The following is an 18,532-nucleotide window of genomic DNA, read 5'->3' as shown; positions in this document are numbered from 1 at the left end:
TGTTTGATGGTTGGCTGACTCGAACAACGCTCGAATTTCGGGAGTCCGCAGTGAAGAAGACCTCGACCCGGCTGGCCGACGGTCGCGAGCTCATCTACTACGACCTGCGGGACGACACCGTCCGGGACGCGGTGGACCGCCGGCCGCTGGAGCGGACCCACACCACCTCCGAGATCCGCCGCGACGCGCTCCTCGGCGACCGGGTCGCCATCGCCTCGCACCGGCAGGGCCGCACCTACCACCCGCCGGCCGACCAGTGCCCCCTGTGCCCGACCGAGGGCGACCGCCTCAGCGAGATCCCCGACTCGTCGTACGACGTGGTGGTCTTCGAGAACCGATTCCCCTCGCTGGCCGGCGACTCCGGCCGCTGCGAGGTGGTCTGCTTCACCTCCGACCACGACGCGTCCTTCGCGAGCCTCACCGAGGAGCAGGCGCGGCTGGTCCTCGACGCGTGGACCGACAGGACCTCGGAACTGTCCCATCTCCCCTCCGTCCAGCAGGTGTTCTGCTTCGAGAACCGCGGTGAGGAGATCGGCGTGACGCTCGGTCATCCCCATGGCCAGATCTACGCCTACCCCTTCACCACCCCTCGCACCGCGCTGATGCTGCGGTCACTCGCGGCGCACAAGGAGGCGACCGGCGGGGAGAACCTCTTCGACGCCGTCCTCGAGCGTGAACTCGCCGACCAGCGCGTCGTCCTTGAGGGTGAACACTGGGCCGCCTTCGTGCCGTACGCGGCGCACTGGCCCTACGAGGTCCACCTGTACCCGAAGCGCCGGGTCCCCGACCTGCTCGGACTCGACGAGGCGGCGCGCTCGGAGTTCCCTCGGGTCTATCTGGAACTCTTGAGGCGCTTCGACCGTATCTTCGGTGAGGGTGAGCCTCCCACGCCCTACATCGCCGCCTGGCACCAGGCGCCGTTCGGGACGCTGGAGGAGTTCGACGGTGTCTCGCGCGACGACTTCGCGCTGCATCTGGAGCTTTTCACCATCCGCCGAACGTCCGGCAAGCTGAAGTTTCTCGCGGGTTCCGAATCCGGCATGAACGTGTTCATCAACGACGTGCCGCCGGAGCGCGCGGCCGAGCGACTGCGAGAGGTAGCGAGTTGATGAAGTACCTGGTGACGGGCGGGGCGGGTTACGTCGGCAGCGTGGTGTCCCAGCACCTGCTGGAGGCGGGCCACGAGGTCACCGTCCTCGACAACCTGTCCACGGGCTTCCGCGAGGGCGTCCCCGCGGGCGCGTCCTTCGTCGAGGGCGACATCCGTGACGCCGCGAAGTGGCTGGACTCCTCCTACGACGCCGTGCTGCACTTCGCCGCGTCCTCGCAGGTCGGCGAGTCGGTCGTGAAGCCCGAGAAGTACTGGGACAACAACGTCGGCGGCACCATGGCGCTGCTGGCCGCCATGCGCGAGGCCGGCGTGCGCAAGCTCGTCTTCTCCTCCACCGCGGCCACCTACGGCGAGCCGGAGCAGGTGCCGATCGTGGAGAGCGCCCCGACGAGGCCCACCAACCCGTACGGCGCCACCAAGCTCGCCGTCGACCACATGATCACCGGCGAGGCCGCCGCCCACGGCCTGGGCGCGGTCTCCCTGCGCTACTTCAACGTGGCCGGCGCCTACGGCGCGCAGGGCGAGCGCCACGACCCCGAGTCGCACCTGATCCCGCTGGTCCTCCAGGTCGCGCAGGGCCGCCGCGAGGCCGTCTCGGTCTTCGGCGACGACTACCCGACGCCCGACGGCACCTGCGTCCGCGACTACATCCACGTCGCCGACCTGGCCGAGGCCCACCTGCTGGCCCTGACGGCCGCCCGCCCCGGCGAGCACCTGATCTGCAACCTCGGCAACGGCGAGGGCTTCTCGGTCCGCGAGGTCATCGAGACCGTCCGGCAGGTCACCGGCCACCCGATCCCCGAGGTCGTGGCCCCGCGCCGGGGCGGCGACCCGGCCGTCCTGGTCGCCTCCGCGGCCACCGCCCGCGAGAAGCTGGGCTGGAACCCGACCCGCGCGGACCTCGCGGGGATCGTCGCGGACGCCTGGGAGTTCGCGCAGCACGTGTCGAGGGAGCAGTAGTGGGGGCAGATGTGGATGCGGCACAGCAGGTCAGGGACGATTTCACCGAGCTCTACGGGGCGGCGCCCGAAGGGGTGTGGTCGGCGCCGGGCCGGGTCAACCTGATCGGTGAGCACACCGACTACAACGACGGCTTCGTGATGCCGTTCGCGCTGCCGCACGTGACGACGGCCGCGGTCTCCCGCCGCACCGACGGCGTGCTGCGCCTGCACTCCGCCGACATCGAGGGCGGGGTCGTCGAACTCTCCCCGGACGCCCTGGAACCCGGTACCGACCACGCGTGGACGGCGTACCCGGCGGGCGTGGTCTGGGCGCTGCGCGAGGCCGGCCACCCGGTCGGCGGCGCCGACGTGCACCTGTCCTCCACGGTCCCGACCGGCGCCGGCCTGTCCTCCTCCGCGGCCCTGGAGGTGGTGATCGCCCTCGCCCTGAACGACCTGCACGGACTGGGCCTGGCCCGCTGGCAGCTGGCCCGGCTGTGCCAGCGCGCGGAGAACGTCTACGTCGGGGCGCCGACCGGCATCATGGACCAGACCGCGTCCGCCTGCTGCGAGGACGGGCACGCCCTGTTCCTGGACACCCGGGACCTCTCGCAGAAGCAGATCCCCTTCGACCTGGCGGCCGAGGGCATGCGCCTGCTGGTCGTCGACACCCAGGTCAAGCACGCGCACAGCGGCGGCGAGTACGGCAAGCGCCGGGCCGGCTGCGAGAAGGGCGCGGCCCTGCTGGGCGTGGACGCGTTGCGGGACGTCGCCTACGACGGCCTCGGCGCGGCGCTCGACCGGCTGGGCGACGAGGAGGAGGTACGGCGCCTGGTCCGGCACGTCGTCACCGAGGACCACCGGGTGGAGCGCGTCGTCGCCCTGCTGGAGGCCGGCGACACCCGGGCCATCGGCCCCGTGCTCACCGAAGGCCACGCCTCACTGCGCGACGACTTCCGGATCTCCTGCCCGGAGCTGGACCTGGTCGTGGACACCGCGCTGGCGAGCGGCGCGCTGGGTGCGCGGATGACCGGCGGCGGCTTCGGCGGCTCGGCGATCGTCCTCGCGGAGGCCTCCGACGTCGACACGATCACCAAGGCGGTCGAGGAGGCGTTCGCGGCGGCCGGTCTCACGGCGCCCCGCACGTTCGAGGCGGTGCCGTCGGCGGGAGCCCGCCGCGCGGACTGAGGCTCAGCCCAGCCGCTTGACCAGTGTGTACTCCGTGGTCCCCGGCGGATAGTCGGGGACCACGCACACCACCTGGTAGCCCTGCTTGCGGTAGAAGCCGGGCGCCTGGAAGTCCCAGGTCTCCAGCCGCACGGCCGCGCAGGCCCGCTCCTGCCCGGCGATGCGCTCCGCCTCCGCCAGCAGCCGGCGGCCCAGGCCCGCGCCGCGCAGGCCCGCGTCCACCCACAGGTAGGTGACGTGCAGCCAGGTCGCCCAGGTGTGCCCGACCAGGCCGCCCGCGAGGGTGCCCGACGCCTCGTCCGTCGCCCAGATGTGCAGGGGCACCTGACGTTCCTCGGGGGTGCCGCGCAGGGCCGCGAGAACCGGGGAGGCCGCGGTGTTGTCGTCCAGCAGCCTGGTGCGGAGCAGCTCCCGCCGTTCTCTGTCGACTTCCGCCTCAATACGAAACATGCGGCACACCATAAACGCGTCGGCCGGGCAGTTCTGCAAATTGCCTTCCGCTCCCGGCCCCCGTCCGTACCCTGAGGAGCAGTACCGGTGGGGGCCGGTGCTGATCAGGGGGCGAGACACGTCGGGTACGGCACCCGCGGTGGGGGTAGCAGTTCAGACACGGCGGCGGCCGTGCGGCTCGGCCTCCTCGCGGGTGCCGTGTCCGTGTGATCGTCGCTCTGGGCACCTTGTGCATCCCCTGCTCGTGAAGAGCGTGGGGAAGGGGGTTTCGTGGTTCGTATCCGAGTTCTGGTCGTCGACGACCACCGCATCTTCGCCGAGTCGCTGGCCGCGGCGCTGGCCGCCGAGCCCGACGTCGACGTGTCCGCGGCCGGGAGCGGTCCGGCGGCGCTGCGCTGCCTGGAGCGCGCGGTCGCCGAGGGCCGCCGTTTCGACGTGCTGCTCGTCGACGCCGATCTGGGCGGTCAACTGCCCGGCGGGCGCCCGGCGGTGCCGGTGCAGGAGGGCGACGAGGAGGGCCTGGTCGACGGGATGTCCCTGGTCGCCGGCGTCCGCTCGGCCCATCCCGCCGTGCGGGTCGTCGTGCTCGCGGAGAAGGACGACCCGCGGCGCGCGGCGCTGGCGCTGCAGGCCGGTGCCTGCGGCTGGGTCGCCAAGGACTGCTCGCTGTCGCGGCTGCTGAACGTCATCCGGGGGGTGCTGCGCGACGAGACGCATCTGCCGCCCGCCCTGCTGACCGGGGTCCTGCGGGAGCTGACGGCCGCCCGCAAGCACCGCACCGAGAGCGAGCGGCTCGTGGAGTCCCTCACGCCGAGAGAGCGGGAGGTGCTGCGGTGCATGGTGGCGGGCCTGGGGCGCAAGGCGGTCGCCGAGCGCCTGTTCCTGTCCCCGCACACCGTCCGCACCCACATGCAGAACGTGCTCGGGAAGCTGGGCGTGCACTCCACCCTGGCCGCCGTGGCGCTGGCCCGCCGGGCCGGGGTCGGCCCGGTCGACCTGACCGGCCCGTCAGCCGGGGATGTTGTCGAACGGGGCGGTCAACTGGCGTAGCAGGGCGGCGAGTTCGGCGCGCTGGGCGCGGGACAGCTCGGCGAGGATCGCCCGTTCCTGGTCGAGGAGTCCGGCCAGGGCCTGGTCCGCGCGGTCCTGGCCCTCCTCGGTCAGCCGCACCAGCACGCCCCGCCGGTCGCTCGGGTCCGGCAGCCGTTCCACCAGGCCCTTCTTGGCCAGCCGGTCGATGCGGTTGGTCATCGTCCCCGAGGTGACCAGGGTCTGGGTCAGCAGCTGTCCGGGGGAGAGCTGGTAGGGCGTCCCGGCGCGCCGCAGCGCGGTCAGCACGTCGAACTCCCAGGGCTCCAGGCTGTGCTCGGCGAAGGCCAGCCGACGTGCCCGGTCCAGGTGCCGGGCCAGCCGACTCACCCGGCTGAGCACCTCGAGCGGTTCCACGTCGAGGTCCGGGCGCTCCCGGCGCCACGCAGCCACCAGCCGATCGACCTCGTCCTCCATGGCGATCAGTGTAGTGGTTGTGTCGACATGAAGTCTCTTGACGTCAAGCTTCTTGACATCGAGATATCGGGGCGGGGAAGGTGGGATCCATGACCACTCCTGCCTGGGACCCCGCCCAGTACCTCCGGCACGCCGGCCACCGCGCCCGCCCCTTCACCGACCTCCTCGCCCGGATCCCCGGCCTCCCCGGCGACGCCCCGGCCGTCGCCGACCTCGGCTGCGGACCCGGCAACATGACCGCCCTGCTCGCCGAACGCTGGCCCGCCGCCCGCGTCACCGGCTACGACAACTCGCCCGAGATGCTCGACAAGGCGATCGTCGAACACCAGGGACCCACGGCCGGCGGCGGCAGCCTGGACTTCGCCCCCGCGGACGTCCGCACCTGGACGCCCGAGCGGCCGTACGACCTGATCGTCAGCAACGCCACCCTCCAGTGGGTCCCCGGGCACGCCGACCGGTTCGCCGCATGGATCGCGGGCCTCGCACCCGGCGGCACCTTCGCCTTCCAGGTCCCCGGCAACTTCACCGCGCCCAGCCACCGCCTGATGCGCACCCTCGCCGAGTCCCCGCGCTGGCGCGGCCGCCTCGCCGACGCGCTCCGCCACGACGACGCCGTCCTGACCCCCGAGGCCTACCTGGAACGGCTGACCGGGCTCGGCTGCGCCGCCGACGTCTGGGAGACGACGTACGTCCACCTGCTGACCGGCGAGGACCCGGTGCTCGACTGGGTCAAGGGCACCGGGCTGCGGCCCGTCCTCACCGCCCTCGCCGACGACCCGCGGGCCCGTGACGCCTTCCTCGCCGAATACCGCGCCGCGCTGCGCGAGGCCTACCCGGCGGGACCGCACGGCACCCCGTTCCCGTTCCGCCGCATCTTCGCCGTCGCCCGCAGGGAGGACCGCTGATGCTCGTCGCCCTCGACCACGTCCAGCTCGCCGCCCCGCCCGGCTCGGAGGACCGGCTGCGGGCCTTCTACGCCGGCACCCTCGGCATGACGGAGGTCCCCAAACCGCCCGTGCTCGCCGCCCGCGGCGGCTGCTGGTTCCGGGCCGGCGAGGTCGTTCTCCACCTGGGGATCGAACAGGACTTCCGGCCGGCCGGACAGGCCCACCCGGGCCTGCTGGTGACCGGCATCGAGACCTACGCGGCCCGGCTCACCGCCCACGGCACGCCCGTCGCCTGGGACGGGAACCTGCCGGGCCACCGCCGCTTCTACTGCGCGGACCCCGTCGGCAACCGCCTGGAGTTCCTCGAACCGATCCGCTGACCCCGCCGGACCGCCCGGCCCGCGCCCCTACGGGCCGACGAAAGCCGCGCGCCCGACGGGCCGACGCACGCCCCGCGCCCCGGCAGCGGGACCGGCGGGGCGCGGTCAGGCCTTGCGATGCCCTATCAGGCGCGGCTTCGGCTCCAGGCCGTCCAGACCGTGCCAGGCCAGGTTCACCAGGTGGGCGGCGACCTCCGCCTTCTTCGGGCGGCGCACGTCCAGCCACCACTGGCCGGTCAGCGCCACCATGCCCACCAGCGCCTGCGCGTACAGCGGCGCCAGCTTGGGGTCAAAGCCCCGCGACTTGAACTCGCGGCCCAGGATGTCCTCCACCTGGGTGGCGATGTCCGAGATCAGGGACGCGAAGGACCCCGTGGACTGCGGGATCGGCGAGTCCCTCACCAGGATCCGGAACCCGTCCGTGTACTCCTCGATGTAGTCCAGGAGCGCGAACGCGGCCTGCTCGCACAGCTCCCGCGGATGCCCGGCGGTCAGGGAACCGGTCACCATGTCCAGCAGCCGGCGCATCTCCCGGTCCACGACCACCGCGTACAGGCCCTCCTTGCCGCCGAAGTGCTCGTAGACCACCGGCTTGGACACCCCGGCCCTCGCCGCGATCTCCTCCACCGAGGTGCCCTCGAACCCCTTCGCCGCGAACAGGGTGCGACCGATCTCCAACAGCTGCTGGCGGCGCTCCGCACCGGTCATCCGGGTGCGACGTGCCCGCCGCGGCTTGTCGGGACTGGGGGTGCTGGAGTCGGTCGCCACGGCGTCAATCATGCCGCCTCGGCGGTCCCCGCCCCTCGCCGGGAGCCGCCTTCCCCGGTGTCGCGGCGGGAATCGATACGGGAGCGTGACGGCCACCGGACGTCGTACGCCCAGCCCAACCGCTCGCACCAGCGGATGATCCGCGCCGACGAGTCCAGCTGGCCGCGCTCCACCCCGTGCCGGGCCGACGTCGGGTCGGCGTGGTGCAGGTTGTGCCAGGACTCCCCGCAGGACAGCACCGCCAGCCACCACACGTTGCCCGACCTGTCCCGCGACTTGAACGGCCGCTTGCCCACCGCGTGGCAGATCGAGTTGATCGACCAGGTCACGTGGTGCAGCAGCGCCACCCGGACGAGTGAACCCCAGAAGAACGCGGTGAACGCGCCCCACCAGGACCAGGTCACCAGACCGCCGATCAGCGGCGGCAGCCCCAACGACAGCACCGTCCAGAGGATGAACTGACGGGAGACCGCCCGGATGGCGGGGTCCTTGATCAGATCCGGCGCGTACTTCTCCTGCGGGGTCTGCTCCTCGTCGAACAGCCAGCCGATGTGCGCCCACCAGAGGCCCTTCATCAGCGCCGGCATGGTCTCGCCGAACCGCCACGGCGAGTGCGGGTCGCCCTCCGCGTCGGAGAACTTGTGGTGCTTGCGGTGGTCGGCCACCCAGCGCACCAAAGGCCCCTCCACCGCCATCGAACCCGCGATCGCCAGCGCGATCCTCAGCGGCCGCTTCGCCTTGAACGAGCCGTGCGTGAAGTAGCGATGGAAACCGATCGTCACGCCGTGACAGCCCAGGAAGTAGAAGAACACCATCAGGCCCAGATCGAGCCAGCTCACGCCCCGGCCCCACGCCAGCGGCACCGCGGCCAGCAGCGCGAAGAACGGCACGACGATGAACACCAGCAGGGCGAACTGCTCCACCGAACCCTTCTTCTCGCCGCCCAGCGTGGCGGACACCGTCGCGGCGTCGGCCGGCTTGTGGGCGTCGTCGATCACATCGGAACCAGACGAGGTCATGCGCGTCCCCTGGGGGGTCGAGGGCTGAGACAGGTGCCGATCCGCGGCGACCGGAGGGGACGACGGAGAGACTTCCCTACGGTTCCGTAACCTACGGCAACGTAAGTATGGCAGCGAGGCGTCCCGCGGCAAGAGCCCCAGAGCCTGCGCGTCCTCATGGACACCTATCCTTGGAGTCGGTCGGACAGCGCGGTCCGCTCTGTTTCTTTCCCGGATGTCCGGCCGCCAAGCGGACAGGCCCCGCCTGCCGCCCGGCCGACGGACGGGTCCCCTCCAGACGAGCTTCAACACTGCAAGGAGCCGCACCTGTGAGCAGTGCCGACGACCAGACCACCACGACCAGCAGTGAGCTGCGCGCCGACATCCGCCGGCTGGGTGACCTCCTCGGCGAGACCCTCGTCCGGCAGGAAGGACCCGAGCTGCTGGACCTCGTCGAGAAGGTCCGCCGTCTCACCCGCGAGGACGGCGACGCAGCCGCCGAACTGCTGCGCGGCATCGAACTGGAGACCGCGGCCAAGCTGGTCCGCGCCTTCTCCACCTACTTCCACCTCGCCAACGTCACCGAGCAGGTCCACCGCGGCCGCGAACTGCGCGCCCGCCGCGCCGCCGAAGGCGGCCTGCTGGCCCGCACCGCCGACCGGCTCAAGGACGCCGACGCCGAGCACCTGCGCCAGACCGTCCAGAACCTCAACGTCCGCCCGGTCTTCACCGCGCACCCCACCGAGGCCGCGCGCCGCTCCGTCCTCAACAAGCTCCGGCGCATCGCCGCGCTCCTGGACACCCCGGTCATCGAGTCCGACCGCCGCCGCACCGACATCCGCCTCGCCGAGAACATCGACCTCGTCTGGCAGACCGACGAACTGCGCGTGGTCCGCCCCGAGCCCGCCGACGAGGCCCGCAACGCCATCTACTACCTGGACGAACTGCACGCCGACGCCGTCGGCGACGTCCTGGAGGACCTCACCGCCGAACTGGAGCGGGTCGGCGTCAAGCTCCCCGACGACACCCGGCCGCTCACCTTCGGCACCTGGATCGGCGGCGACCGCGACGGCAACCCCAACGTCACCCCCCAGGTCACCTGGGACATCCTCATCCTCCAGCACGAACACGGCATCAACGACGCCCTGGAGATGATCGACGAACTCCGCGGCTTCCTCTCCAACTCCATCCGCTACACCGGCGCGACCGAGGAACTCCTCGCCTCCCTCCAGGCCGACCTGGACCTGCTGCCCGAGATCAGCCCCCGCTACAAGCGCCTCAACGCCGAGGAGCCCTACCGGCTCAAGGCCACCTGCATCCGGCAGAAGCTGGTCAACACCAAGCGGCGCCTCGCCACCGACACCCCGCACCAGCCCGGCTACGACTACCTCGGCACCGCCGAGCTCCTCGCCGACCTGCGGATCATCCAGACCTCCCTGCGCGAACACCGCGGCGGGCTCTTCGCCGACGGCCGCCTGGCCCGGACGATCCGCACCCTGGCCGCCTTCGGCCTCCAGCTCGCCACCATGGACGTCCGCGAACACGCCGACGCCCACCACCACGCCCTCGGCCAGCTCTTCGACCGCCTCGGCGAGGAATCCTGGCGCTACGCCGACATGCCCCGCGAGTACCGCGCCAGACTCCTCGCCAAGGAACTCAGGTCCCGCCGCCCGCTCGCGCCCACCCCGGCACCCGTGGACGCCGCCGGCGAGAAGACCCTCGGGGTCTTCAAGACCGTCCGGCGAGCCCTGGAGATCTTCGGCCCCGAGGTCGTCGAGTCCTACATCATCTCCATGTGCCAGGGCGCCGACGACGTCTTCGCCGCCGCCGTCCTCGCCCGCGAGGCCGGACTCATGGACCTGCACGCCGGCTGGGCCAGGATCGGCATCGTCCCCCTCCTGGAGACCACCGACGAACTCAAGGCCGCCGACACCATCCTGGAGGACATGCTCTCCGACCCCTCCTACCGGCGCCTGGTCGCGCTGCGCGGAGACGTCCAGGAGGTCATGCTCGGCTACTCCGACTCCTCCAAGTTCGGCGGCATCACCACCAGCCAGTGGGAGATCCACCGCGCCCAGCGCCGGCTGCGCGACGTAGCCCACCGCTACGGCGTACGGCTGCGCCTCTTCCACGGCCGCGGCGGCACCGTCGGCCGCGGCGGCGGCCCCTCCCACGACGCCATCCTCGCCCAGCCCTGGGGCACCCTGGAAGGCGAGATCAAGGTCACCGAACAGGGCGAGGTCATCTCCGACAAGTACCTCATCCCCTCCCTGGCCCGCGAGAACCTGGAACTGACGGTGGCCGCCACCCTCCAGGCCTCCGCCCTGCACACCGCGCCCCGCCAGTCCGACGAGGCCCTCGCCCGCTGGGACGCCGCCATGGACGTCGTCTCCGAGGCCGCCCACGCCGCCTACCGCCGGCTCGTCGAGGACCCCGACCTGCCGACGTACTTCCTCGCCTCCACCCCGGTCGACCAGCTCGCCGACCTGCACCTGGGCTCGCGGCCCTCCCGCCGCCCCGGCTCGGGCGTCTCGCTCGACGGCCTGCGCGCCATCCCCTGGGTGTTCGGCTGGACCCAGTCCCGGCAGATCGTCCCCGGCTGGTTCGGCGTCGGCTCCGGCCTCAAGGCCCTGCGTGAGGCGGGCCTGGACACCGTCCTCGCCGAGATGCACGAACAGTGGCACTTCTTCCGCAACTTCGTCTCCAACGTCGAGATGACCCTCGCCAAGACCGACCTGCGGATCGCCCAGCACTACGTCGACACCCTCGTCCCCGACGAGCTGAAGCACGTCTTCGACACCATCCGCGCCGAACACGAACTGACCGTCGCCGAAGTCCTCAAGATCACCGGAGAGCGCGAACTCCTCGACGCCACCCCGGTCCTCAAGCAGACCTTCGGCATCCGGGACGCCTACCTGGACCCGATCTCCTACCTCCAGGTGACCCTCCTCAAGCGGCAGCGCGAGGAGGCCGCCTCGGGCGCCGAACCCGACCCGCTCCTCGCCCGCGCCCTGCTCCTGACCGTCAACGGCGTCGCGGCCGGCCTGCGCAACACCGGCTGACCGGCACCACCGCACCCGACCGTGCCCCCGGACCGCTCCGGTCCGGGGGCACGGCCGTGCGCGCTCACTGCACCGCGAAGAAGGCCGCCGTCAGCAGCGCGATCCCCAGACCGCCCAGACCCCACGCCATCCGCCGCAACCGCAGCCCGCCGGCCACCACCACCGACGCCAGCAGCAGCGCACCGCCCAGCGGCACCCACGCGAACAGCACCCCGGCGGGACCCGAGCGCACCACGCCGTCGGTGCCGGGCTTCACGATCACGTCGTAGGTCCGCCCCCTGCGCACCGCCACCGACTTGTCGATCACCACCCGGGACCGCGCGGGCACGCCCGAGGAGACCGGCCGGAACGGCCCCGTGCAGGTGTCCTCACCGCACGCCGTCACCTCGACCGTGCCCCGCTCCTTGCCCTTCGTCAGCATCACGTGCTGCGCCGTGCTCCAGGACGCCCACACCCCGCCGACCAGGATCAGCACGGCGACCGCGCCCATCGACACGACGCGGCCGAACCGCAGGGCGGCGACCGGGGCCGTACGGGAGGAGGAGACCGACGCAGCAGGCATGGCCGGGATCATTGGCCATACCCCTACGGCGGGTCAACTGCGGTGGGCGACAAGTCAGGAGTTGTACGAACTCTGCGCCCGCTCCAGACCCTCCGAGACCAGCGCCTCCACGGCGTCCGCCGCCCGGTCCACGAGGTAGTCCAGCTCCTTGCGCTCCGCCGAGGAGAAGTCCTTCAGCACGAAATCCGCGACCTGCATACGGCCAGGAGGCCGCCCGATCCCGAACCGCACCCGGTGATAGTCCGCACCCATCGCCTTCGTCATCGACTTCAGCCCGTTGTGACCGTTGTCCCCGCCACCGAGCTTGAGCCGGAGAACCCCGTAGTCGATGTCCAGCTCGTCATGGACCGCGACGACGTTCGCCAACGGCACCTTGTAGAAGTCGCGCAGCGCGTTCACCGGACCGCCCGACAGGTTCATGAACGACATCGGCTTGGCCAGGATCACCCGCCGGCTCGCCGGACCCGGCGCACCCAGCCGCCCCTCCACGACCTGCGCCTGCGCCTTGCCGGCCCGCTTGAACTTCCCCCCGATCCGCCCGGCGAGCAGGTCCGCGACCATGAAACCGACGTTGTGCCGGTTCATCGCGTACTCCGGCCCCGGATTGCCGAGACCCACGATCAGCCAGGGAGCGCCGGCGGCAGCGGCGCCCGCGGAGGTGGTCACGTCCATGTCTCCTTGATACGCGCCAGCCGCCGCCCCCCGGAGGAAGCAGCGGCTGACGAACGATGAAACGACGGTGAGGATCAGGCCTCGGCGGCTTCCGCGGAAGCCTCGCCCTCTTCGCCCTCGGAGGGCTCCTCGGCCTGGGCGGCCAGGACCTGCAGGACGACCGCGTCCTCCTCGACGGCCAGCGTCACGCCGGACGGCAGGGTGATGTCCTTCGCCAGGACGGAGGCACCGGCCTCCAGGCCCTCGACGGAGACCGTGACGGCCTCGGGGATGTGGGTGGCCTCGGCCTCGACCGGAAGCGCGTTGAGCACGTGCTCCAGCAGGTTGCCGCCGGGGGCCAGCTCGCCCTCGGTCTGCACCGGGATCTCGACCGTGACCTTCTCGCCACGCTTGACCAGCAGCAGGTCGACGTGCTCCAGGAAGCCCTTGATCGGGTCACGGACCACGGACTTCGGGATCGCCAGCTCGTTGCTCTTGCCGTCGATGTCCAGGGAGATCAGGACGTTCGGCGTACGCAGCGCGAGCAGCAGCTCGTGGCCCGGCAGGGTCAGGTGGATCGGGTCCGAACCGTGGCCGTACAGGACACCGGGGACCTTGCTGTCACGACGGATACGGCGGGCGGCGCCCTTGCCGAACTCGGTGCGCGACTCGGCGGCGATCTTCACCTCGGACATGGTGATCACTCCTCGTAGATAGAGATACGGACGTGGTCACCCGGCCACGAACGGCCTGCTACGAAGAGCGCGTCGATAACGGACAGCCGACACCTGCGACAACAGGTACGGCCTCCCTCGCCGAGCAACCTGAGCAGTCTACTCGGCAGGGAAGGCCGGACCAAAAGGATCTTCGACGGCGGCTAGCGCGACCGGTGCAGAAACCTCACTGCTCGTCGAAGAGGCTCGTCACCGAACCATCCTCGAACACCTCACGCACCGCACTCGCGATCGTCGGCGCGATCGACAACACCGTGATCTTGTCCAGATCCCGGCCCAGCTCACCCGGCGTCGGCAGCGTGTTCGTCAGCACGAACTCACTCACCCGCGAATTCTTCAACCGGTCCGCCGCGGGACCCGACAGCACACCGTGCGTCGCCGTCACGATCACATCCTCGGCACCGTGCGCGAACAACGCGTCCGCCGCCGCCACGATCGTGCCACCCGTGTCGATCATGTCGTCGACCAGCACACACACCCGGCCCTCGACCTCGCCCACCACCTCGTGGACCGTCACCTGGTTCGCCACGTCCTTGTCACGCCGCTTGTGGACGATCGCCAGCGGCGCACCCAGACGGTCACACCAGCGGTCCGCCACCCGCACCCGGCCCGCGTCCGGAGACACCACCGTCAGCTTGTTCCGGTCCACCTTGCCGCCCACGTAGTCCGCCAGCAGCGGAAGCGCGAACAAATGGTCCACCGGACCGTCGAAGAAGCCCTGGATCTGATCCGTGTGCAGATCGATCGTCAGGATCCGGTCCGCACCCGCCGTCTTCATCAGATCGGCGATCAGCCGCGCCGAGATCGGTTCACGACCCCGGTGCTTCTTGTCCTGCCGCGCGTAACCGTAGAACGGCACGATCACCGTGACGGACCGCGCCGACGCACGCTTCAGCGCATCGATCATGATCAGCTGCTCCATGATCCACTGATTGATCGGAGCCGTGTGGCTCTGGATCACGAAGCAGTCGGCACCACGAGCGGACTCCTGATACCGAACGTAGATCTCACCGTTCGCGAAGTCGAAGGCCTTCGTCGGGACGACCCCGACACCCAACTGCTGGGCGACCTCCTCGGCAAGCTCGGGGTGGGCGCGGCCGGAGAAGAACATCAACTTCTTCTCGCCGGTCGTCTTGATCCCGGTCACAGCACTGTCTCCTCAGAGGTGTCTCAGCCGTACAGCTGGATGTCCAGCGGACCTCCGCGCCAGGCGCGACAGGCCGAAACAGCTGGTTAGGTGCGGGTGTGCACTTATCACGGTACGACGTCTTCGGCGCACCTGTTTCCGGTCAGTCCTCGCCCACGCCCTGCCGGGAAGCCGCCTCGGCAGCCTTCGCCGCCGGACTCCCGGGACGCTTCCGGGCCACCCAGCCCTCGATATTCCGCTGCTGACCACGGGCCACGGCCAGCGAACCGGGCGGCACATCCTTCGTGATCACAGACCCGGCAGCGGTGTACGCACCGTCCCCGATCGTGACAGGCGCCACAAACATGTTGTCCGAACCCGTCTTGCAGTGCGACCCGACGGTGGTGTGGTGCTTGCTCTCACCGTCGTAGTTCACGAACACACTCGCCGCACCGATGTTCGAGTACTCACCGATCGTCGCGTCACCCACATACGAGAGATGCGGAACCTTCGTCCCCTCCCCGATCCGGGCGTTCTTCGTCTCCACGTACGTACCGATCTTGCCCTTGGCACCCAGCCGCGTCCCCGCCCGCAGATACGCATACGGTCCCACGGACGCGTTCGCACCGACATGGGCCGAATCGGCCACCGTGTTGTCCACCCGCGCCCCCGCACCGACCCGGGTGTCCCGCAGCCGGCTGTTCGGCCCGACCTCGGCACCCTCACCCACATGCGTGGTGCCCAGCAACAGCGTCCCCGGCAGAACCACCGCGTCCTGCTCGAACGTCACCGTCACATCCACCCACGTCGTCGCCGGATCCATGACGGTCACACCCGCCAGCATCGCCCGCTCCAGCAACCGGTCGTTGAGGATCCGACGAGCCTCCGCCAACTGCACCCGGTTGTTGATCCCGGCGATCTCACGGTGATCCACCGCCACCGACGCACCCACCCGGTGCCCGGCCTCACGCAGAATCCCCAGCACGTCCGTCAGGTACTCCTCACCCTGACTGTTGTCCGTCCGCACCTTGCCCAGCGCCTCCGCCAGCAACCGCCCGTCGAACGCGAACACACCCGAATTGATCTCCCGGACCGCCCGCTGCGCCGCCGACGCGTCCTTGTGCTCCACGATCGCCGTCACGGCACCCGAGGCCTCGTCCCGCACGATCCGGCCGTAACCGGTCGCGTCCGGCACCTCGGCGGTCAGCACGGTCACCGCGTTGCCGTCCCCGTGATGCGTCTCGGCGAGCCGCGCCAGCGTCGCACCGGTGAGCAGCGGAGTGTCTCCGCAGACCACCACGACCGTCCCCTCGACCGCGCCGCCCAACTCCTCCAGCGCCATCCGCACGGCGTGCCCGGTGCCGTTCTGCTTCTCCTGCACCGCCGTACGGGCCGCGGGGTCGATCGCGCCGAGATGCTCGGCGACCTGCTCGCGCGCGTGGCCGACGACGACGACCAGGTGCTCGGGGTTCAACTCGCGCGAGGCGGCGAGCACATGGCCCACCAGCGAGCGGCCGCAGATCTCGTGCAGGACCTTGGGTGTGGCCGACTTCATACGGGTGCCCTCACCCGCTGCGAGAACGACGACGGCTGCCGGGCGAATGGCGCTCACGGATGTGCCCTTCGGCTGTGGAGAGGTGGGGACATCCGAAGGATACCGGGGCGTATCACGGGGGACATGGGAGCGGGCCCTGACGGTGCTGTCAGCAGTCAGGACCCGAACCGAGCATGTGCTCCCGGGGGAGGACTCGAACCCCCATGATCAGAACCAAAATCTGACGTCTTGCCCTTAGACGACCCGGGATTACCGCTATGTCCGATTTCGTAGATCGGGCGCGGTGGCAGCCCCTACTATGCCGTACCACCAGCCTTCGATGCGACGGTACAACTCGGCGCTTTGCCGAACGGTGAGCACGAGGCATCCGCGGTAACCTGCGCCGACGTTCTTGCGCACCGTTTTCGGGTTGTGTCGCTTCAGGGTCGTCTTGCCGAAGGCGCCCGGGGTGGCGCCGACCAGTTCGGCCCAGTACTTCTCTGCGGCCCCGGCGTCCGCCGACTCGTGGATCATCACGCGGTACCCGACGCGCTCTCGCTCGACCCCGAGCAGATCGAGCCAGGCCAGGAACAGGCGGATCACGTCAGGGTCGCTGTTGACGAAGGCGATCCGTTCGCGGCGGGCGTGGGGCTTGTCCTTGGTGCCCTCGGCCCAGTACAGGGCGACACCCGCCATGAACAGTTCCCGGTCGGCCAGTTCACCGATCTCGCGCCTCGCCGCCGCCTTGGTCTCCCGCCGTGCCTCGTCCCGTACCGCCAGTTCGTGCTCCCAGCGCTTCCGGGCCGCCAGCCTCGCCTGTTCCTTCGGGTCGCGGCGCTCCGGCTTCGGCAGATCCCGTACCCACAGGGAGACCGAGCTCCTGGAGCAGCCCAGTTCCGCCTCGATGCGGTCGTAGGTCCAGCCCCGCAGTCTCAGTTCCCGCGCTCGGGCCCGTAGGTCGTCCTTGGCGTTCGGGCGCCTCGTCCACTCCGGTGGGGGCTCGCCTTTCACCAGGCGGTGGAGGAGGTCGTTGTTGAAGATCTTCAGTTCGTCCCGGATCTGGCGGAGGCTGTGGCCGGCCCGCCGCAGCGCCAGTGCCCGCTCTCGCAGGCCTTCGAAGTCGGCGTATTTGCCGTGTGAATGTGCCATGCGCATACCGTCCGGGCGGAATGCTCGGTTCCGGGCGGGAACGGCGATGGTTCACCAGTTCGAGGGAAAGGGGCGGGTTTCCGCGTTGTTCGGTTGCGGAGGGTGGTGTGGGTCAGTAGACGAAACTCACCGGAAAAGCCCACCCCCACGCCCGTAGGCTGGACGCATGACCACGACGGGGGCAGACCGCGCGACGGCCTTGGCAGGGCCGTGGTGGTGGTCGCGGTGGCGCAGTGCGGTGCTGGACGCGGGGCTGGCGGCGGTGTCGGCGCTGGAGTGCGGTGCCGAGGGGATCCCGTTCGCGCGGGACGCGGGTGTTCCGGTGTCGGCGGGGATCGTGTTCGGTGTGCTGGCCGGTTCGGTGCTGTTGTTGCGCAGGAAGTGGCCGATCGCCGTCGTGCTCGTGTCGATAGCGATCACGCCGGCCCAGATGGGCTTCCTGATGGGCATCGTCGGTCTCTACACGCTGGCCGCGGCCGAGGTGCCGCGGCGGATCATCGTGGCGTTGTCGGGGATGACGTTCCTGGGCACGTTGATCGTGACGTTCGTGCGGGTGCGGCAGAGCATGGCGCGCGGTGACCTGACGATGGGGGACTGGTTCGTGCCGTTCGCGGCGCTGGCGACCTCGTTGGGGCTGACGGCGCCTCCGGTGCTGCTCGGGTTGTACGTGGGTGCGCGGCGGCGGTTGATGGAGAGCCTGCGGGAGCGTGCGGACAGTCTGGAGCGGGAGCTTCAGCTGCTGGCGGAGCGCGCGGAGGAGCGTGCGGAGTGGGCGCGGGGTGAGGAGCGGACGCGGATCGCGCGGGAGATGCATGACGTGGTCGCGCACCGGGTGAGTCTGATGGTGGTGCATGCGGCGGCTCTGCAGGCGGTGGCGCGGAAGGATCCGGAGAAGGCGGTGCGGAACGCGGCGCTGGTGGGGGACATGGGGCGGCAGGCGTTGACGGAGTTGCGGGAGATGCTCGGGGTGCTGCGGTCCGGTGACGGTGGCCGGGGTGGTGCGGCGTCGGTCGCGGTGTCGTCGGTGCCGTTGGCGGCGGTGGGGGCGGCTGCTGCGGCGGCTGCTTCGCGGGTGGCCGAGGAGGAGGGGCCGTATCTGTCGGAGCTGGAGGAGTTGGTGGGGCAGTCGGCGGCGGCGGGGATGGTGGTGGATCTGTCGGTGGAGGGGGATGTGCGGTCGTACGCGGTCGCGGTGGAGCAGACGGCGTTCCGGGTGGTGCAGGAGGCGTTGACGAACGTCCACAAGCATGCGGCGGGTGCGAAGACGCATGTGCGGTTGGCGCACCGGGTGGCGGAGATCGCGATGCAGGTGGAGAACGAGCCGCCGCCGGAGCCGGCGTCGGCGGCGTCGGCGGGTCTGCCGTCGGGCGGTAACGGTCTGGTGGGGATGCGGGAGCGGGTGACGGGGCTGGGCGGGGTGTTCGTGTCGGGGCCGACGGATGCGGGTGGGTTCCGGGTGTCGGCGGTGATTCCGGCGGTGTGAGC

18 protein-coding genes and 1 tRNA gene are annotated in these 18,532 nt (G+C 70.7%); 8 read left to right on the top strand and 11 right to left on the bottom strand.

Annotated elements, in window-relative coordinates; genetic code table 11:
* Positions 1-50 precede the first annotated feature (50 nt).
* The 3 genes from galT to galK are packed head-to-tail and all read left to right on the top strand — an operon-like array spanning position 51 to position 3,240.
* The gene (gene galT, locus ACIRQ9_RS15170) at positions 51-1,109 is read left to right on the top strand and encodes a galactose-1-phosphate uridylyltransferase (protein WP_404172100.1); all 1,059 of its coding nucleotides are present in this window, start codon (positions 51-53) and stop codon (positions 1,107-1,109) included.
* Positions 1,109-2,071: a UDP-glucose 4-epimerase GalE gene (gene galE, locus ACIRQ9_RS15165; protein ID WP_404172097.1), complete on the top strand. Its 963-nt coding sequence runs from the start codon at positions 1,109-1,111 to the stop codon at positions 2,069-2,071. Before galT ends, galE begins: the two co-directional genes overlap by 1 nt.
* Entirely contained in the window at positions 2,071-3,240 is a 1,170-nt protein-coding gene (galK, locus tag ACIRQ9_RS15160; RefSeq protein WP_404172095.1) for a galactokinase, read from the top strand. Before galE ends, galK begins: the two co-directional genes overlap by 1 nt.
* 3 nt (positions 3,241-3,243) lie before the next feature.
* Here the strand turns inward: galK and ACIRQ9_RS15155 are convergent, their stop codons facing one another.
* Positions 3,244-3,690 carry a GNAT family N-acetyltransferase gene (locus ACIRQ9_RS15155; protein ID WP_404172092.1) on the bottom strand — a complete coding sequence of 149 codons (447 nt, stop codon included), beginning with the start codon at positions 3,688-3,690 and terminating at the stop codon, positions 3,244-3,246.
* Between the two features lie 270 nt (positions 3,691-3,960).
* Between ACIRQ9_RS15155 and ACIRQ9_RS15150 the strand changes: the two genes are divergently transcribed.
* Positions 3,961-4,740, top strand: a complete 780-nt coding sequence (locus tag ACIRQ9_RS15150) for a response regulator transcription factor (RefSeq protein ID WP_351321013.1) — start codon at positions 3,961-3,963, stop codon at positions 4,738-4,740.
* On the opposite strand, the gene tamR is transcribed toward ACIRQ9_RS15150, so the two are convergent.
* Positions 4,699-5,196, bottom strand: a complete 498-nt coding sequence (tamR, locus tag ACIRQ9_RS15145) for a MarR family transcriptional regulator TamR (RefSeq protein ID WP_404172088.1) — start codon at positions 5,194-5,196, stop codon at positions 4,699-4,701. The genes ACIRQ9_RS15150 and tamR overlap by 42 nt on opposite strands.
* Positions 5,197-5,285: 89 nt before the next feature.
* On the opposite strand from tamR, the gene ACIRQ9_RS15140 reads away from it, so the two are divergent.
* Positions 5,286-6,101 carry a trans-aconitate 2-methyltransferase gene (locus tag ACIRQ9_RS15140; protein WP_404172085.1) on the top strand — a complete coding sequence of 272 codons (816 nt, stop codon included), beginning with the start codon at positions 5,286-5,288 and terminating at the stop codon, positions 6,099-6,101.
* On the top strand, positions 6,101-6,463 hold the full coding sequence (locus tag ACIRQ9_RS15135; RefSeq protein WP_404172082.1) for a VOC family protein: 363 nt from the start codon (positions 6,101-6,103) through the stop codon (positions 6,461-6,463). Before ACIRQ9_RS15140 ends, ACIRQ9_RS15135 begins: the two co-directional genes overlap by 1 nt.
* Before the next feature lie 105 nt (positions 6,464-6,568).
* Here ACIRQ9_RS15135 and ACIRQ9_RS15130 read toward each other — a convergent pair whose 3' ends face one another.
* Complete coding sequence (locus ACIRQ9_RS15130) at positions 6,569-7,243, bottom strand: TetR family transcriptional regulator (protein WP_404172079.1); 675 nt, start codon at positions 7,241-7,243, stop codon at positions 6,569-6,571.
* Complete coding sequence (locus tag ACIRQ9_RS15125) at positions 7,240-8,250, bottom strand: acyl-CoA desaturase (protein ID WP_404172076.1); 1,011 nt, start codon at positions 8,248-8,250, stop codon at positions 7,240-7,242. Before ACIRQ9_RS15125 ends, ACIRQ9_RS15130 begins: the two co-directional genes overlap by 4 nt.
* A gap of 308 nt (positions 8,251-8,558) precedes the next feature.
* On the opposite strand from ACIRQ9_RS15125, the gene ppc reads away from it, so the two are divergent.
* Positions 8,559-11,291, top strand: a complete 2,733-nt coding sequence (gene ppc, locus ACIRQ9_RS15120) for a phosphoenolpyruvate carboxylase (RefSeq protein ID WP_404172073.1) — start codon at positions 8,559-8,561, stop codon at positions 11,289-11,291.
* A 64-nt stretch (positions 11,292-11,355) separates the two neighbouring features.
* Here the strand turns inward: ppc and ACIRQ9_RS15115 are convergent, their stop codons facing one another.
* From ACIRQ9_RS15115 to ACIRQ9_RS15085, 7 genes are all read right to left on the bottom strand, one after another.
* Positions 11,356-11,865 (bottom strand): hypothetical protein, encoded by a 510-nt coding sequence (locus ACIRQ9_RS15115; protein ID WP_404172070.1) that lies wholly within the window; start codon positions 11,863-11,865, stop codon positions 11,356-11,358.
* Between the two features lie 42 nt (positions 11,866-11,907).
* Complete coding sequence (gene pth / locus ACIRQ9_RS15110; RefSeq protein ID WP_404172067.1) at positions 11,908-12,525, bottom strand: aminoacyl-tRNA hydrolase; 618 nt, start codon at positions 12,523-12,525, stop codon at positions 11,908-11,910.
* A 74-nt stretch (positions 12,526-12,599) separates the two neighbouring features.
* The gene (locus ACIRQ9_RS15105) at positions 12,600-13,199 is read right to left on the bottom strand and encodes a 50S ribosomal protein L25/general stress protein Ctc (protein ID WP_404172064.1); all 600 of its coding nucleotides are present in this window, start codon (positions 13,197-13,199) and stop codon (positions 12,600-12,602) included.
* A gap of 205 nt (positions 13,200-13,404) precedes the next feature.
* On the bottom strand, positions 13,405-14,385 hold the full coding sequence (locus ACIRQ9_RS15100) for a ribose-phosphate diphosphokinase (RefSeq protein ID WP_404172061.1): 981 nt from the start codon (positions 14,383-14,385) through the stop codon (positions 13,405-13,407).
* Between the two features lie 142 nt (positions 14,386-14,527).
* Complete coding sequence (glmU, locus tag ACIRQ9_RS15095) at positions 14,528-15,976, bottom strand: bifunctional UDP-N-acetylglucosamine diphosphorylase/glucosamine-1-phosphate N-acetyltransferase GlmU (RefSeq protein WP_404172059.1); 1,449 nt, start codon at positions 15,974-15,976, stop codon at positions 14,528-14,530.
* A gap of 121 nt (positions 15,977-16,097) precedes the next feature.
* Positions 16,098-16,168, bottom strand: a tRNA-Gln gene (locus ACIRQ9_RS15090).
* 6 nt (positions 16,169-16,174) lie between these two features.
* Positions 16,175-17,047 (bottom strand): hypothetical protein, encoded by an 873-nt coding sequence (locus ACIRQ9_RS15085; protein WP_404172056.1) that lies wholly within the window; start codon positions 17,045-17,047, stop codon positions 16,175-16,177.
* A gap of 166 nt (positions 17,048-17,213) precedes the next feature.
* On the opposite strand from ACIRQ9_RS15085, the gene ACIRQ9_RS15080 reads away from it, so the two are divergent.
* Complete coding sequence (locus tag ACIRQ9_RS15080; RefSeq protein WP_404172053.1) at positions 17,214-18,530, top strand: sensor histidine kinase; 1,317 nt, start codon at positions 17,214-17,216, stop codon at positions 18,528-18,530.
* Positions 18,531-18,532: the final 2 nt, after the last annotated feature.

Source organism: Streptomyces sp. NPDC101237 (assembly GCF_044767465.1).
GTDB classification, from domain to species: domain Bacteria; phylum Actinomycetota; class Actinomycetes; order Streptomycetales; family Streptomycetaceae; genus Streptomyces; species Streptomyces gramineus.
Note: the sequence above shows the minus strand (reverse complement) of the source record. Positions and strands in the feature narration are given on the sequence as shown.